At 45.8% G+C, this 17,898-nt stretch carries 10 protein-coding genes; 7 read left to right on the forward strand and 3 right to left on the reverse strand.

Features of this window, described 5'->3' with window-relative positions; genetic code table 11:
* Nucleotides 1-109 precede the first annotated feature (109 nt).
* The 4 genes from ACPW7N_RS11045 (at nucleotide 110) to ACPW7N_RS11060 (ending at nucleotide 4,199) form a co-directional block, all read left to right on the forward strand.
* Nucleotides 110-2,233: a GAF domain-containing sensor histidine kinase gene (locus ACPW7N_RS11045; protein WP_425651138.1), complete on the forward strand. Its 2,124-nt coding sequence runs from the start codon at nucleotides 110-112 to the stop codon at nucleotides 2,231-2,233.
* A gap of 18 nt (nucleotides 2,234-2,251) precedes the next feature.
* Nucleotides 2,252-2,914 (forward strand): response regulator transcription factor, encoded by a 663-nt coding sequence (locus ACPW7N_RS11050; protein ID WP_425651139.1) that lies wholly within the window; start codon nucleotides 2,252-2,254, stop codon nucleotides 2,912-2,914.
* Between the two features lies 1 nt (nucleotide 2,915).
* Nucleotides 2,916-3,257: a YrdB family protein gene (locus ACPW7N_RS11055; RefSeq protein WP_425651140.1), complete on the forward strand. Its 342-nt coding sequence runs from the start codon at nucleotides 2,916-2,918 to the stop codon at nucleotides 3,255-3,257.
* Between the two features lie 114 nt (nucleotides 3,258-3,371).
* Nucleotides 3,372-4,199, forward strand: a complete 828-nt coding sequence (locus ACPW7N_RS11060; RefSeq protein WP_425651141.1) for a prohibitin family protein — start codon at nucleotides 3,372-3,374, stop codon at nucleotides 4,197-4,199.
* Between the two features lie 132 nt (nucleotides 4,200-4,331).
* On the opposite strand, the gene ACPW7N_RS11065 is transcribed toward ACPW7N_RS11060, so the two are convergent.
* Nucleotides 4,332-10,979 (reverse strand): NHL domain-containing protein, encoded by a 6,648-nt coding sequence (locus ACPW7N_RS11065; RefSeq protein ID WP_425651142.1) that lies wholly within the window; start codon nucleotides 10,977-10,979, stop codon nucleotides 4,332-4,334.
* A gap of 325 nt (nucleotides 10,980-11,304) precedes the next feature.
* On the opposite strand from ACPW7N_RS11065, the gene ACPW7N_RS11070 reads away from it, so the two are divergent.
* The 3 genes from ACPW7N_RS11070 to ACPW7N_RS11080 all read left to right on the forward strand — a co-directional run bounded on the left by ACPW7N_RS11070 (nucleotide 11,305) and on the right by ACPW7N_RS11080 (nucleotide 16,505).
* The gene (locus tag ACPW7N_RS11070) at nucleotides 11,305-14,436 is read left to right on the forward strand and encodes an ATP-binding protein (protein ID WP_425651143.1); all 3,132 of its coding nucleotides are present in this window, start codon (nucleotides 11,305-11,307) and stop codon (nucleotides 14,434-14,436) included.
* Entirely contained in the window at nucleotides 14,433-15,584 is a 1,152-nt protein-coding gene (locus tag ACPW7N_RS11075; RefSeq protein ID WP_425651144.1) for a response regulator, read from the forward strand. The genes ACPW7N_RS11070 and ACPW7N_RS11075 overlap by 4 nt, the downstream gene beginning before the upstream one ends.
* 84 nt (nucleotides 15,585-15,668) lie before the next feature.
* Nucleotides 15,669-16,505 (forward strand): hypothetical protein, encoded by an 837-nt coding sequence (locus tag ACPW7N_RS11080; RefSeq protein ID WP_425651145.1) that lies wholly within the window; start codon nucleotides 15,669-15,671, stop codon nucleotides 16,503-16,505.
* A gap of 112 nt (nucleotides 16,506-16,617) precedes the next feature.
* Here ACPW7N_RS11080 and ACPW7N_RS11085 read toward each other — a convergent pair whose 3' ends face one another.
* Entirely contained in the window at nucleotides 16,618-17,424 is an 807-nt protein-coding gene (locus tag ACPW7N_RS11085) for an arylamine N-acetyltransferase (RefSeq protein WP_425651146.1), read from the reverse strand.
* Between the two features lie 16 nt (nucleotides 17,425-17,440).
* Nucleotides 17,441-17,896 (reverse strand): DUF2269 family protein, encoded by a 456-nt coding sequence (locus ACPW7N_RS11090; protein WP_425651147.1) that lies wholly within the window; start codon nucleotides 17,894-17,896, stop codon nucleotides 17,441-17,443.
* Between the last annotated feature and the right edge of the window lie 2 nt (nucleotides 17,897-17,898).

Here is a 17,898-nt window from a genome sequence, read left to right on the forward strand (position 1 = left end):
AGGAAATACCCATCCGACACTCCATGTTCATACAGCGGTAGCATATCCAATAATTGTCTTCCTTGTTATAATTGTTACATTCGTCACAACAACTTGGAAGGTGCGACAAATGATTCGTTTGGAGCGTAAATCTAAAAAACTCGTTTTGTTTCAACTTTTTGTTGTTCTGTTTTGCCTCATGACAGCTATCGTTTTCGTCGGATGCATCTCGGAATACTATGACATCCTGCGTGCCAAGTGCATTCTTGAGCCGTGTGAAATCCAGCCAGCGCCGCCAACAACCGTTACCGAACTGGCAAAAATCAACATGACCATTGACAGCTATGCGCTATCGTTTGTCATCATCGACAGTGCCTTTATTTTTCTTTTTTATACGGCTGCACTCATCATTTTGCTGAAATGCTTTCATGAACCGTTAGGGCTTTTAGGGGCTCTCATGTTGGTATCATTTGGTACTACCTTTCCTTCTCTGGTTCCCCTTTCTGTCACGAGCAATCCATTGTTGAGTACGGTACATTCCTTTATCGGAGTGACAGGATGGATCACTTTCTACCTATTCTTTTTCCTGTTTCCAAATGGACAATTCGTTCCCAAATGGACTGGCTACGTGACCGCTTTCCTAACAATTAGCTATGGCATGGGGATACTCTTTCCTGGAACACAACTGGATTACCTCGAGTGGCCGATAACTCTAAAAGGAATCTGGATTATCCTGTTAGCTATCCTTCTTATCTATACTCAGTTTTATCGCTATCTAAAAATATCAAGCCCTGCCGAACGCCAACAGACCAAATGGGTGGTATACGGTGTATCCTTTGCGATGCTTGGATTAATCGGTATCAGCGCCTTTTTCGATCCTGCGGTTGTTAAGGAACCCCTTACTTATATTTATTTAAATATCGCCCTTTCGCTCGGGATGTTGACCATACCTTCAACGCTAACGCTGGCTATTTTGCGACGTCGTTTGTGGGACATCGATCCGTTGGTCAATCGAACACTTGTGTATTCAGCTCTATCGATTAGCGTAGTCGCCATCTATACCTTCTCTGTGCTATATCTCAGCCGACTCTTTCGAACAGAGGACAATTTCGTCATTTCGTTGCTGGCAACCTCAGTTGTTGCCGTCATTTTCGCCCCTTTAAAGGAGCGTTTGCAACGCATCGTCAATCGCCTGATGAAAGGAAGACACGATGATCCGTACGCCGTTCTTACTGAGTTGGGCAATCATCTGGTGAAGCCCATGGCTCCCGAGGCGATGCTGGAGGTTGTCGTTCAAACCATCCAGGATGCGCTTCGTCTACCCTTTGTTTGTATCTCGATTCACAGCAATGGACTCCAAACACTTACGGCCATCTCCGGCGAAAGCACCGATGATCTATCTTCTTTTCCAATTATCCAGCGTGGTGAAGAACTGGGGACACTGTACGTTGCGCCTCGCTCGCCGGGGGAAGCATTTACCGCTGAGGATCAGAAATTGCTGGATGTGCTATTGAGCCAGGCGGGTCCTATTATTCAGAACGTAACCATGACGATCGGCATGAAAAACCTGGCGCAAGACCTGCAGGAGTCCCGAGAAAAGCTGATCCTTGCTCGTGAAGAGGAACGAAGGAATATTCGCAGAAATCTGCATGATGACCTTGCACCTCGCCTGGCTGCGCTTGCCTTGAATGCTGCTACCGCAGAGAAGTACGTAAAGACAGACCCCGATACAGCAACACTGCTTCTCGAAGATTTGCGAAAAGTAATCCGCTTTACTGTCGAAGAAATCCGTACACTGGTACACGATTTGCGTCCTCCTACTTTGGACGAATTGGGACTGCTCGGAGCCATTCAGGAACGGGTAAAAGATTTGACCAAAACGACTCAACAACTGGCAGCCGCACAAGAAACACCCTACCTGCATATTGAGTTGGAAGCACCCGAGCAGCTTCCCGTGTTGCCTGCTGCCGTAGAAGTGGCTGCATACCGAATTGTCACCGAGTCGATGGTCAATGTTGTGCGCCATGCGCAAGCGGCCCAATGCTTGGTCCGAGTGGAGGTTGTGAAAAATAACCAACTGATGCTCGAAATTATTGATAACGGGAAAGGCATCTCCCTTCGCCCAAAAGCATCTGGGAAAGGTGGAATTGGACTCGTGTCCATTCGCGAGCGAGCGGCAGAATTAGGCGGACAGTGTACTTTTGAACGATTGGAACAAGGTGGTACCAAAATAACAGCAATTCTTCCGTTTTAGAGAAAGGAGACGACAAACATGAGAGTACTGATCGCTGATGATCATCCACTCTTTCGTGGGGGAGTACGGAATTTGCTACAAACAACAGAAGACCTGCAGCTCGTAGGCGAAGCATCCACTGGGGAAGAAGCACTGGCGTTGGCCTCAACGTTGCAACCTGACATCATCTTGATGGATATTCGGATGCCTGGCTGCAATGGAATTGAAGCCACGCGTCTGATCAAAGAACAGCATCCCCATATACAAATTTTGATCCTGACCATGTTTAAGGATGATAAATCAGTATTTACAGCCATGCGAGCTGGCGCCAGAGGTTATGTGCTAAAAGATGCTGATGAATCGGAGTTGCTGCAATCGATTCGAATGGTCGGCAGCGGTGGAGCCGTATTCAGCTCTGATATTGCCTCCCGCATGATTCACTATTTCTCAGCTCCCAAAGCAGTCGAAGAGATCGATCCCGCCTTTGCTGAGCTGACAGTACGTGAGAGAGAGATCCTGGAGCGGATTGCGGAAGGGGACAGTAACGCCGAGATCGCTTCCACCCTGCACCTGAGTGTAAAAACAGTCGCCAACTATGTAACCAATATCCTGAACAAGCTGCAGGTTGTCGATCGCAACGAAGCCAAACGAATGCTCAAACGATCACGCGAAGGGCTTGAGCCAACCGATGGGGTGATATGACATGCTGGAAATGGTTAAAATGCTTAATCTTGCCTTACGCTTCCTGTTAGAACTGTGTGCACTTGCTGCGGTAGGCTATTGGGGATTCAAGACGGGGTCTAACGTTTTCTTGCGGTACTGTCTTGGTATCGGTGCCCCACTGCTCATCGCAGTTGTCTGGGGAGCTCTTGGCTCGCCCAATGCACCGATATCGTTGCCGCCACTCCCACATTTGCTATTGGAGATCGTTATTTTTGGGTTGCCTGCTCTCGCCTTATATGCCGTTGGCAAGCCATTTTGGGCACTCGTGTACGGTTTTGTGGCAATCATCAATCGAATCCTTATGTTTACGTGGGGACAATAGGTAAAAATGGCTGGATATTCTGCAATAACGTTTGAAACCTGCTGCTGCTCTCCTACGTATAAAATAGAGCCAAAGCGTTACGGCAAATAAGCTAATTTACTAGGGGGAGGCACTATGGAAGCGAACAAAGTGACTCAATTAAATCCAAAGTTCGGTCCAAGGCTAATTACATTTGGAATTTTAGTTGTCATCATTGGTATTCTCATTTTTCAATCGATCACGATTGTGCAAGCCGGACATCGTGGGGTTGTCCTGCAATTAGGAGCAGTTCAGCCTCAGGTATTTGATGAAGGGCTGCATTTCAAAATCCCGTTCATTCAAACAGTCGTTCCTCTAGAAGTTCGGGTACAGAAATCAGAAACAAGTCAGACATCAGCCTCCCGTGATTTGCAGACTGTAGCCACAACCATTGCTGTCAACCACCACTTAGACGGAAATAACGTCAATAAATTGTATCAGCAGGTCGGTATGGATTACGCTACACGAATTGTTGATCCTGCCATCGCCGAAGCACTCAAAGCGGTTACGGCTCAATATACAGCAGAAGAGTTAATCTCCAAGCGATCAGAAGTAAGCATGAAGGTAAAAGAAGTACTTCACAGCAAGCTGGCCGTCTATAATATCGTTCTAGATGAAATCAACATTCGTGAGTTCAAGTTTAGCGAAGAATTCGACCGTGCAATCGAGTCGAAACAGGTTGCTGAGCAGCAAGCCTTGAAGTCCAAACTGGATTTAGAGCGCATCAAGATTGAGAAGGAGCAGGAAATCACGAAAGCTCAGGCACAAGCAGAAGCCCTTCGTTTGCAAAAACAGGAAGTCACTCCTGAACTGATTCAATTGAGAAAAATTGAAGCACAACTGGAAGCGATTCGCAAATGGGATGGCAAACTGCCTAACGTAACGGGTGGGGCAACTCCATTTATTAACGTGGATCAGAAGTAAGCAGGAAGCTCCATATTTCATTATCTCAAATGGGTAATGACACAAAAAAATCGTTCAAAACGCAAGAGGCAATCCGCACATGTAGTCGGACTGCCTCTTTTTTATCTGTTTCGTTATTCGCCAAAAACTTTACTAGTTATCAGTCATTCTCTCCGTTCCATCCACCTGTTTCATCGCCGTATGCGGCAACGTTGCTTCTGCAATCTCGGAAAACGCCCAGTGGGTTAACGGAACATCGGGCCAGATCGCTTGCTGGAGTTCCACCAATGGACCTCTTCTCGTCAACCGGTTGAACAGGGTTACCGCCTCTGCCCGTGTCAGCTTTTGATTCGGTCGGAAAGAACCATCCTCATATCCCTTCATGATTCCCTGTTCGGCCACGGCATCAATGCTGGCGGATGCCCAATGTGCCTTCGTATCCCCAAAGACAGTTGCCTGTCCTGCTGCGGAAAGCTCTTTCCATCTGGCAATAATCGTCGCCATTTCCGCACGAGTGATTTTGGCATTCGGATGGAACAATCCGTTTCCGTCACCTTTCATCAGTCCAGCGCTCGAAATCTGCTGAATCGCTTTGGCTGCCCAATGGCTGGTTGGCACATCAGGGAAAGCGGATGACATTTCGGTTGGATGCTTCTGCCCTTCTGTTTGCACGAAATGAGCTAGTATGGCTGCCATCTCTGCCCGTGTCAATGCACCGTCGGGCTGGAACATTCTGTTCGGATAGCCCGTCATGTACGGTGTATGCTCGACCTGCTCCTGTTTGCCCTCTAGCGACAGGATCGTAAACGTATTGAACCTTTTCGTCTCGATCTCGATGCCTACCGGATTCCCCTTTTCAAATTGGATCGTGCCAGATTTGAGTTCCGTCTCCCCATTCGTATACTCTACAAAGACTGCCAGTGAGGCAAGGAAGGTGCGCAATGCTTTGCGGTCGGTTGGCAGCTTGACATCTTGCAATGGGAACATGACTCTCGTCAGTCTGTTTTGATAGTTGGTTTCAATCACCATTGGTTTGCCAACCACCTCCACCATCTGCCCATTTGCTGCCTGCTTCACCATGTCCGCTTGGAGCGCTCGTTCTGTAACGATCTGTTCCTCATCAGATTTGCGAATTGGAACCACTCGGAAGATAAGCTCATCTTCAGGAAGGGCTGTTACCGTTTCCCTCGGAAGTGTGATTGTTACCTCATCTGTTTTGATCTCAAGCTTAACCTGTTGTTCTTTTATTGGACCGAGAGCGTTATCAGATACTTTAACAGACACTTCGTCTGCCGGATTATGAGGAAGATTGTCAATGACAATGCGGACGACATCCTTGTTGTTTTCCGCTGCCTTTTTCAAAATTTCTCTTGCCTTTTTCCGATCAAGAACGACTTCGTCGATCTGTTTGCTTTTCGAAGATTTGCGGGTAATTTCAACATATTCAAACAGGGAATCATCAGCCCCTGCTTCCACTTTGACCTGACGAGTCGATTCTTTTTGCTGGTTGTCGACTTGACCTGAAGATGTGGAAACTCCTGTGCCTCCATTGGAGCCTTTGTCATCCTTGTCATCATCACGATCATTTCGTGGAGCAGCATCTACCGTAACCTGGACACTGGCTCCAAGTTTTTCTGGATTCTCTACTCCATCCGAGAGGTTTATCAGATTTCCTTCGACCGTAAACTTCTGTCTTTTTCTGCTGTCAGGGTTGTAATCGGCATCCTCGACGTCCCATTTGACTTCAACTCGAATGGTTTCGCCGTTGTCGAGAATTGCCTTTACCTTTTTAGGAAGACCCAGTGCTGACGCTGTTTTTCTGGTTCCATTCTCCACATCTGTAATGTCCTCCGGTTGAATCACTTTCTCGATCTTGCGGATCTCTCCTTGGTCATCTGCTGCCTCTACGCTTACCTGGATGCTTGCCGTATGATTCTTGCTATTGCTGATTCCATCCGGCAGCTTGACAAGTCGACCTGTGATGCTAAAGCGCTGGGCGTCCTTGCTTTCCGGCTGGTAATCAGTGCTTGCAACATCCCATTTGACACTGACTGAAAGTGTGCTCTCATCATCTAAAGTAACATCGACTTGTTCAGGGAGACCGAGTGCAGAAGCCGATTTGGCTGTACCGTTGGGAAGGCCAGTAATAGGTGCTGGATTGGTGACACTGATGATTTCTCTGTTTTCCGCATTAGCTGCTTTTACTGTAACCTGGATACTTGTCCCCAGGTTTTGCGGATTCGTGACCCCGTTCGGCAGATTCATCAGATCGCCTGATACTGTAAAGGTCTGTTTTTCCTTGTTTTCAGGGTCATAGTTTGCAGCAGCAACTGCCCAGCTCACTTCTGCCATGATGGAATATCCGTTGCTTAATGATGCCTCTACCTGTGATGGCAGTCCGAGTGCAGCCGCTGTTTTGGCAGTGCCGTTTGGAATGCCGGTAATTGGTGCCGGATTTTGGACGGATGTCAGCTCAACTACCTGTGGAGGTTGAGCTTTCACCACTTGCGTTACCGTAAATGTCAGAGGTGTCATATTGTCTGCCGAGATGGTAAACGTGGCTGTATAGGTGCCTTCTGTCAGTCCATCCTTCGTCTTGATCGTAAAGCTTGTACTTGGAGTACCCTCATTTAGCGTGTTTACTAACGGCTGCTCCAATTCGAACTTGGCTGGATCACTAACAGTTACAGCCAGGTTCTTCAGATCGCCCGTCCCTGTTCGGGTAATAGTGATGGGCTTGCTTTCCTGTGAACCACTCGCATAGCCGGCGATCAGATCACGTAGCGATTGGTTGCCAATTGGCGCAATAGTATAGGTTAGCGCTGGTGCATCTTTCGCTTTTACCATCTGCGTTACCGTAAACGTTACAGGCGTCATCTTGTCCGCTGAGACAGTGATCGTGGCTGTATAGGTGCCTTCTGTCAAGCCATCCTTCGCCTTGACCGTAAAGCTTGTGCTTGGAGTACCCTCATTTAGTGTGCTTACTAACGGCTGCTCCAGTTCGAACTTGGCTGGGTCGCTGACGGTTACAGCCAGATTCTCAAGGTCGCCTGTACCCGTCCGGGTGATGGTAACTGATCTGCTTTCCTGTGAACCACTTGTATAGTCAACGGTCATTTCGGTTAGTGTTTGGTCGCCTATTGATGCAATTGTATAGGTTAGCGCAGGGGCATCTTTCGCTTTCACCACCTGTGTTACCGTAAACATCACAGGCGTCATTTTGTCCGCCGAAACAGTAACCGTGGCTGTATAGGTGCTTTCTGTTAAGCCATCCTTCGCCTTGACCGCAAAGCTTGTACTTGGCGTGCCTGCATTTAATGTCTTTTCCAACGGCTGTACTAACTCGAACTTGTCTGTATCACTAATGTCTACAGCCAGATTCTCAAGGTCGCCCGTCCCTGTTCGTGTGATCGTGACTGTCTTGGTTTCCTGTGAACCGCTTGTATAGTCAACGGTCAAATCAGCTAGTGTTTGGTCGCCTATTGATGCAATTGTATAGGTTAGCGCAGGGGCATCTTTCGCTTTCACCACCTGTGTTACCGTAAACGTCACAGGCGTCATTTTGTCCGCCGAAACTGAAATCGTGGCTGTATGGGTGCCTTCTGTCAAGCCATCCTTCGCCTTGATTGTAAAGCTTGTGCTTGGCGTGCCCGCATTTAACGTCTTTTCCAACGGCTGCACCAGCTCGAACTTGTCTGTATCACTTACGCCTACAGCCAGGTTCTCAAGGTCGCCTGTACCTATTCGTGTGATCGTGACTGTCTTGGTTTCCTGTGAACCGCTTGTATAGCCGACGGTCAACTCACTAAGCGTTTGACCGCCAATGGAGGCAATTGTATAGGTTAGTGGAACAGTCGATACGGTTACTATATAATTTTCTTTACTTCCATCCTCTGCCGTTACGGTGTACGTCACTGGATTGGTAAAATCCTGCTGTACATCGCTGTTTGGTGAGATGCTTGCTCCAGTAAACACGATGGTGGGTACCAAGTTGGTGATATTCGTACCATAAGGAACGGTTACTGCTACTGTTTTTGCAGTTTCATCTATCGTTCCAGATACGGTTGGATTTAACCCTCCAAACGTGAAGCTGGTAATCGCCTTTGCCGGGTTCTTTGCCAAAGTGAAGTTCACCTTGTACGTCTTGGTCGTTACACCATCCTCAGCGGTAACTTTAATGGTTGTCGTCCCAGGCAAACTGGGTGCAGGAGTCACCACTGCGTTCGCTTTTCCTGTATCATTGACCACTCCAACGACAGCAGGCACCACAGTAGTACCGTACGGCAAGACGACATCATAATTTTCGGTTGCAGAAGCAAAATCACTTACGGTTACTCCACCAACAGTAAGATCTTTTAGCGTTGCATCTTTGCTTACTGGCGGTTTAATAGAATAACCGATGTATTTCTCCTCAGCTGCATCCTCCACTTGAACTTTGATGCGGTAATTTCCGATGGCAGTCGTATCAGGGATGCTCAGATTAATCATAGTCAGATTACCCGAAATCGTATTCGTTCCCTGAACGCCAGCTGCTTCAGCTCCATTGCTGTCCAGCAGTTGAATGGTGGCACTTTTTCCATTTGCCACTCCAAATGTATTTACCGTAACTGCAACAGTCGCTGCAGTGCCTTGAATATGTTCTGTTTTATCTGAGCTTACCTTGGCAATCGTTTGTTGTACGACCTTGCGTACAAGATGGTTGTCACGGTCGGCGATGAATATTTCTCCACTATAAGTGACAAATACTCCTGTTGGTCCGTTTAACTGCGCTGTTAATGCCGAACCGCCATCACCGCCAAAACCTGCTGCACCGTCGCCAGCCACAGTCATGATTTGACCAAACTGATCGATTCTGCGGATTGTGTGATTCCCTGTATCAGCGATATAGAGATTATCGTGTTTATCGACAAACACATCCCACGGACTGTTCAACTCTGCAGATACAGCTTGCCCTCCGTCACCGCTGTAGCCTGCTGCTCCTGTTCCGGCAAATGTGGTAATGATGCCTGTTGCTTTTGCCACTTTACGAATCGCATGATTTCCTGTATCGGCGATATACACATTGCCTTTACTGTCGGCAGCTACTCCACGAGGCGCATTCAGTCCAGCATTCGTTGCGCTTGCTCCGTCACCTGTCAAGCCTGTAGTACCATTACCTGCAAAAGTCGTGATCAAACCAGATACTTTGCGAATGCGGTTGTTAGCCGTATCTGCAATAAAATACGCACTGAATGATGGATCGATGGCAACCCCGGTAGCTTCATTTAATTGTGCAGCAAGGATATTACCTCCATCTCCACTAAATCCTGCCGTACCATTACCAACCAAAAAACTATCAATCGTACCAGAATATGCACCACTAGCTGTACTGCGAATTCGATAGCTTTGCGTATCTGATATAAGTAAAGAACTTACTCCTCGTACAGCCAGGCCAGTCGGAGTGTTGAAATTGGCGTTTCTTGCCCATGTCGCTTGACTATAACCCGCTATCTCTGTTCCTGCATATGCCATGATGAGTCCATCAGTTGGTACTTTCATCACACGATGATTACGAGAATCGGATAGAAACAGGTTATTGCTGGAATCCACCGCTACATCGGTTGGCTCATTGAGCTGTGCGGAGGTCGCAGGCCCACGTCCAGCAGGATCATGGGAGCCACTTCCTGCCAAAGTCACAATCTGAGCATCTGTTGTTATCTTTCGGATCCGTAATTGATCGGAGAAATAAATGTTTCCGGATGCATCAAAGTCCATTTTATTGGGACCTACCAAATTTGTCGTTCCTGTAGATCCATCTCCGTTATAACTATTCGAAGCTGTACCTGCGACCAACCATATCTTTCCATCCTGATCGATTCTGCGTATTTTTTTATTGGAGCCATCTACAATATACATGTCATTTGACACAGGATGAAATCGAATACTGGATATTTGGCCTAAAGGAGCTGATTTTGCTATTGCTCCTTCCAGAGGATTTCCATTATTGCCATTACCAGCAATTGTCCATATTTTCCCTTCATTATCCACCTTTTGAACTGTATTCCCTGCGGTCCCGAAATAAACATTTCCACTTTTATCTGTAGTAACTGAATAAGGGAAATGCAACTTGGCACTTGTAGCAGGAATACCATTTGGAACCCAATCGGGAGAGCCACTAGCAGGGTATGTACCAACACCAGCTAGTGTAGTGATTGTTCCATTCGTATCTACCTTCCTGATCCGAAAGTTCCCATAGTCAGCGATGTACACATTCCCATCTTTATCTACTGTAACATCTTGAGGGTTATTAAGTTTTGCGGAAAGTGCCGAGCCACCGTCTCCGGAATATCCGGATGTTCCATCCCCAACCACCTTAGTAAGAATTCCAGTATCTAAATCAACCATCATAATGCGATGATTCGAGGAATCTACGATATATAGCTTTTTGCCATACAAGAAAATCCCTCTTGGGGCATTAAGCTGACCTGCTCTAGCCTGTCCGTCTACCCCAAATTGCCCCGGAACATTGGAGCCAGCAATGGTTGTCACTTGACCATCCTGATCAAGCTTGCGTATTCGATGTGATTGAAAATCAGCAAAATATAAACTTCCATCCGCATCAATGGCGACGCCATTCGGATATGCAAGCTTCAAATCCATTGCCCTTTCCTTATTTCCAGCGACTCCGGTCCCTGCAACTGTTGAAATCGTATAGTTGTCATTGATGTCAACCGCTGCCTGGGCTACATTCGTTGAAGATACATCCATGAATAATTGAACAATTACTAGATTTAAAACCATTAACCATTTAAACAGCTTCATCTTTCTCCTATTTCCTCTCTTGCTATAGATCAAAAAAATCCTTCCCCCTTTCAACTCAGGTATTTGGAAATTCTATCAAGTCATTCTCACAAAAAACTCACAAAAGCTCGTTTATTGTCGAAATTCACAAAATAAATACCCACTTCTCTGCATCATGCAGAAAAAGTGGGTACTCGATCAGACTCTCAATCCATTCTCACAAAAAAACTTGAGTAACATTATTAGTAGAAAAATTCTTTATACGCAGATAAGTGATTTTTGATACAATTAAATTTATATAGTGCTATAGTCCTGATTAATATTATCGAAATAAATGGTGGGTCCCATGAAAACATTAAAACGCTTAATCCGAGATAAATATTTGCTGTTTCTGCTTTTATTTATTCCACTGTCCATTGCAGTCATGATCGGTACATCCGATGTGATTCCGGGAAAACACGGCCCGATGCCTGTAGCCAAAAAAGGAGAGCTCGACCTGACCCAATGGGATTTGGATACCAAGGGGCCTGTCAAATTGGATGGCGAATGGGAATTTTATCCGAATGAGCTGCTTGATCCAGAAGATTTTCGCAGGGGACATCGTGCAGAGCATTATTTGGCAGTTCCCGGTCCTTGGGATAAAGGTAGTCAATTGATTGGAAAGTGGGGATATGCCACCTATCGCCTCGTCGTACATATTAAGCCAACAGACAAGCTCCTGGGCATCAAAAAGGTAGGCATACGTGTGGCTGATCAACTGTATGTGAATGGTAAAATGCTTGGACAGTCTGGCAAAGTTGGAACAGACAGAGAATCATACCAACCAGCGAATTTGCCCTACGAGGCCTTTTTTTATGAACAGGGCAATCAGGTCGAAATCATCATTAACGTGGCAAACTATGATTTTTATACGGGAGGAATTGGGCTTCCTCTCTCCTTTGGGCTGAGTCAGGATCTTCTGTTCCATAAATATGTGCAGGCAACACTGGAGATTTCCGGCGGCGTCATCTTCCTCGTTTTCGGCATTTTTTACTTGTCGTTATCCTTCCTGCTTCGAGACAACAACAGCTTGTTTCTGTTTGGGTTGTATTTTCTTTTCGCAAGCGGGATGGTTTTTTTAGGGGGAGCAGAGCGACAATTCTTGCAGTTCTTTCCGCAAATTCCCTTTGAAATCTACTGGAAAACAAAAGACTTCCTTGCGTTTGCTACCATTCCTCTCATCAGTCTGTTTTCCTACAAGGGATATGAAAACTGGAAGTACCGCTATTTTCTCCTTGCGCCTGGTATCATCTTTGCCCTCTACTGTCTGTTTATCTTGATTTTTCCCTATCATGTCTATGTAGAGTGGAACGATATTTTCCACGCTGCCAGCTTCCTGTATTATTTGTGGCTGATGGGGATCTTGCTGATTGAGTATGCAAAAGAGAACAATGGGAGATTTGAAAAAAAGGAACTCCGCTACTTTATCGTCTCCGTTTACTTGATTGCCTTTTTTGTTTTTCAATACTATTTATTTTATGCAAGCAAGGCATCTACAACGTTGATTGGTGATTTGGGGCTTTTGGTGTTTATCATTTCGATTACCATGATGCTCGCCAACCGTTACTATGAAACATTTACATCAATGGTGCAGATGACACGCAAGCTTCAAGTTGCTGACCAGGCAAAAGATGAATTTCTGATTCGAACCTCCCATGAATTGAAAACTCCTTTACACGGGATCATCAACATCTCTCAATCCTTGATGGAAATGTCAAAAAATCCGGCTGCCACCGACTCACAGGATCGGCTCCATCTCATTTACAACACGGCCTATCGGATGTCCAACATGGTAAATGACCTGATCGATCTGGCAAAGATCAAGGATGGTCGGCTGGATGTAAAAATCGGCATGGTGAACTTGGCAACCTGTGTTTCGATTCTGTTTGAAGTCTTCGGATTTTTGACAAAAGGGAAAAACATCGTGCTGCAAAGTCACATCGCCCCTGATGCCCGATTTGTCTTGGCCGATGAAAACCGACTGATGCAGGTGCTTTCCAATCTGGTGGACAACAGTCTGAAATATACGGATAGCGGAAGCATTGCCGTCACCAGCCGACTGGAAGCTGGGCAAATTGTCATTACGGTAGCGGATACGGGGAGAGGGATTCGCTCGGAAAACCACGATGCGATCTTCAAGCCTTATGAACGTGGCGAAGGAGCATCTGAGCTGGATAATAGAGGGATTGGTCTCGGTCTGTCGATTGTGGATCAGCTCGTACGTTTAATGGGTGGGATAGTTGCTTTGGAGTGGTCAGAAGAAGGAAAGGGCTCTCGCTTTGCGGTTACATTACCGGCTAGCCCGACCATTCCGGCAAATCAGGACAGTGCCTTTGAAACCACAAAAGCTACAGCAGAGTGGGCAACAGCAAAAGATATGTATCAATCAGGTGACGGCACCTATACTGTGCTGGTAGTTGATGATGAAGTGATGAACATCGAGGTACTTTTGAATGTCTTGGCTGTAGAAGGCTGGCAAGTGATGACAGCCCTGTCGGGGGAAGAGGCATTGCACAAAATCAATGGCCCACATAAACCGGATGTCATACTGCTTGATGTCATGCTGCCAGGGCAATCAGGATATGATGTTTGCAGAGCCATTCGGCAGAACTATTCATTAATTGAAATGCCTGTCCTGTTTGTTTCCGTTCGGAATACCCAGGCGGATTTGGAGGCCGGTTTGGCTGCTGGCGGCAATGATTACTTGTCCAAGCCGTTTGATTCAGGCGAGGTCGTTGCCCGTGTCAGGACGCTGTTGACGATGAAACAATTGGCGAGAGAGTCCACATTAAACGAGATGGCTTTTTTGCACTCGCAAATCAAGCCACACTTCCTCTACAACACGCTAGGCACAATCATGTCCTTGTGCTACACCGATGGACCAAAGGCAGGCGAATTGTTGGCGAGCTTCAGCAAGTATTTGCGTCTAATTTTCAATTTGGATGCCAGCGACGAAATGGTGCTTCTGTCGGATGAGCTGGATCTGGTACAGACTTATGTAAATATTGAAAAAGCCCGATTTGGAGAAAGGCTTCAAGTCACAATTGATACCGATGCAAATTTGCACCGATTCAAAGTACTGCCACTTACGATACAACCGCTGGTAGAGAATGCAATTCGCCACGGTGTGCTTAAAAAGTTGAAGGGTGGTCATGTCCAACTCTTCATTCGTTCACATGAAGGTACTATTGAGGTTATCGTCAAGGATGACGGTGTAGGAATGTCCGCTGAGCAGATTCAGGACATCATAAGCAGGGAGAATACCAAAAAAGGCGTGGGTATTGCCAACATTAACAAACGGATTTCTCGTTGGACTGGAAAACAGCTTGTTATTGAAAGCATTCCCCTCAAAGGTACACTGATCCACATGCAATTACCGATCCTAAAAGTATTTCCAGAATTCCCAGACATGGATGGAAAGGAGTCTTTTCCTGAATGATTCGAGCAATATTGGTTGATGATGAAGAACACGCTCTTCATCTGTTGGAATACATTCTGAACCAAATCGGAGGAGTCGAGGTTATCGGAAAGTCCTCCAATCCTTCTGAAGTGGTGGAAGCGTGCAAACGATTAAAGCCAAATGTTGTCTTCCTCGATATTGAAATGCCAGAAATGGATGGAGTCGAGCTGGTGGAAATCCTGAAGAGCGACAACATGGACCTACATGCTGTCTTTGTCACGGCTCACCACCAGTACGCCATCTCCGCATTTGAACAGGGCGCAATCGATTATCTTCTCAAGCCTATCGAAATGGAACGGTTAGAAAAGACCATAAATCGACTGAGACGTGAACTGGGAAAGACAAGCATCGCACTGTCTGAAAGCACGTCACCTATTTTCCATGCCAGTTTTGCACCGCCGAAACTGCATATCCAATGCTTGGGCGGATTTGAGGTGTTCAACTCACAAAACAATCGACTGATCTGGCGCACATCCAAAGAAAAGGAATTATTGGCGTTTCTAGCGACTCACGGTAACACACGTGCGCATCGCGATGTAATTATTGATACCCTGTGGCAAGAGGAAGACTACCAGAAAGCAAAAATATACTTGCATACCTGCATTAGCAACATCCGAAAAAATATCAAAAAACTCGGCTTCGTTGACATCATCCTCTATGAAGATAGTAACTATTATTTGAATCAGACCAAAATCCATATCGACTATATCCAGATCAAACAGAGCTTGGAACAGATCAAGCAGCCCGCTCCCAAAGACACCGGTAAAATTGAACAAATTCTGGAACAATATCACGCTCCACTTTTATTTGGTTGTGATTATCCCTGGATCGAAAAGGAAACCGAGTACCTCCACAGAAGCGTAATGGAGGCAAGACTGGAACTCGCCCAAACCCTCTTGGAGCAAGGTGCATACAAGCAAGCTGTTGAAGTGGGGCGCCTTGTGCTCAATCAGAATCCGGGCAGTGAAGAAGCGTGCCGTATCCTCATGCGCTGTTATCAGAAAACGGGGAATCATGATGCCGTATTCCTCAGTTATCAACGTTTGGTTCAAGCATTGAACGAATTACACATCGAGCCTTCCCCTCAGACCAAACTGCTCTATCGAGAAATCACTCTGATCAACTAGTAGAAGATTGTCTAATTTTGTATAGTTTTTTTCCCACGGACGATACTGAAAGGTATAGGCACATAGTCAACGGAGTGTTTACAGATGGATTTCAATACATACTGGTATCTGGGCCTGGGATCAATAAGCTTGCTGTTTCTTATCTATTTGTTCTTCAAAACCAAAAACGTAAAAACCCTGCTACTCTTTTTGGCCATTGTCGGGCTTGGTTACTCCATTGAGGCTGTAATTTACAACTTCCTGCATAGCTATCACTACGACCCAAACATTATCAAGCATGACCGCTATTATGACAGCAATGCAGGAGCATTTACTTCCAATCTCCTGTCTTTGCCTGTGGCTTCCTCCTATATCGCAATTTATCAATTAAAGTGGATCGGGATCGCCTGCATTACCATTCTTTTCGTGGGGATTGAATGGTTATTTTTGGAACTCAACATTTATTTTCACAACTGGTGGAAGATTGGATATACGGCTCTTGGTCTACCTGTTTATTTTGCGATTGGCAAGGTGTTTTATCGCCAGCTTATCCATCCGTTTAAGAAATACCTAAACAAAATCATCCTGTTTTTTATCACCGGAGCAATTTCAGGTACCCTTCACTTTCTCCCAATCATGCTGTTTTCAAACAGATACTACGACATTGGCTGGTTTGCAAGCAAATCAGAGGATACCACTGCATTTGCAGCTATGTATTTTTTAACTGCCAGCCTTCTTTTTGTTGTGCTTGTCCAATTTCACTGGAAGCATCCTTGGTCGAAATACGTAATTTCGGTTTGCATAATCTCGATTGGCTACTTATTCCTGATAGGAAATGGCATATTGCACAGTCTTGTCTGGTGGGACTTACCTTATTATCTTTTGTTGCCAATACTCGTTTTGAGGATAACCGAGACAGTGAACAAACAGCTTACTCTGTAGACAGAAATAAGCCTATCGAATGAGATAGGCTTTTTTTCAATGCTATTGGGCAAAAGTTGTCCACAATTGTCTGTGGATTCTGTTAGTTCGACATATTTCGCACATTACTATACTAGTTTGAAAAGAGTTCCACTTTTCTTTTTGCCAGAAAATCCAGCGCAAAAGCCAAATCTCTTTCATCAAAAGAAAAATGCGATTGCATCATGTCCAGCCACTCTTCCTTGTTCGTATATTCTTTTGCCTGAATATCCGTATCTGATTTGATCAACAGTTTCGAATTAATCACTTGATAGCACACCCGATTATTGAACCGGGTGGCTATAATCCTGCGCATGAACGGATTCTCATCCTCATCTCGATGGGCATGAATGATGTCATCTACAAACGTTTCCCGTTCGACAGGGAACCATTCAATCGTTTTCATCACAAAACTCTGCCCGCCCGTTCTCCGGTCAATGATATATTCGTGATCACTTCGCCTGTTGATGATGATTTCCTCGCCGCATCGAGCCAAATGCGGTTCTTTCTCCAGTTGCACTGGTTCAAACAAAGGAGCCATGTAGCCGACATCCACATAATAGCGGTTTGCATCGATCGTGACCATTGATGCCAGATGTGCGTTTCCGCCAACAGCTCGAACGTAGTTAGTGTCAAATCCAAGCGTGCGAAGCAGCTCCCCAAAATGAATATTCAAAATGTAACAGTTCCCTCCCCACCCTCTCTGGATGGCATTGTCCAGAAACTCTTCTTTTGTCGGAATGAGATCGTGAGGCTCACGGGATGAGAAGTAATGATATTTACTGACAATCTCAAACGGAACAACATGCAAATGTGCTTCCATTAGCTCCTGAAGAAAGTCGTAAGTAGGCAAAGAATGTTCAACATTCAACAATTTCAGATATCGATCAGTCCAGTTCACTTGAGCAGCCTCTCTTCTATACCGGTTTGAAAACCATCAAAACCAAAATTAGCGTTGTGAGCACACCTGCCAGTGTATGAAAGTTTCGCACTTTCGCCAACAAGATCGACGATTCTTGATTCACTTCTGAAGCGCCGCCTTCTTTTTGTTTGGCTAGAACGGATGAAAGTTTTTTGGCAGCAGGAGCCAAAAATCCAATAATAACAACCTCGGCAAGAAGAAAGAGAAGGAGTGAACCGCCTAGCCACAGAGACAAAATCGGTCCGTAGTCGCCGAGCCAGAACAAAATGATCCCCGAGACAAGCGCTATCCCACCAAATATCTTGGGGAACATCTCCAGTTTCGTAACCATTTCCGATCTACGGATCACTTCCACCAATGACGTTTCCTTTTTCAGCATCACTGGAAAAGCATATGCGGGGCCAAGGCCGACAACTGCGGACAATACGTGTACAAATACAAGCCATTCCATCC

It is taken from the genome of Brevibacillus nigriterrae, assembly GCF_049846925.1.
Taxonomy (GTDB): Bacteria; Bacillota; Bacilli; order Brevibacillales; family Brevibacillaceae; genus Brevibacillus_H.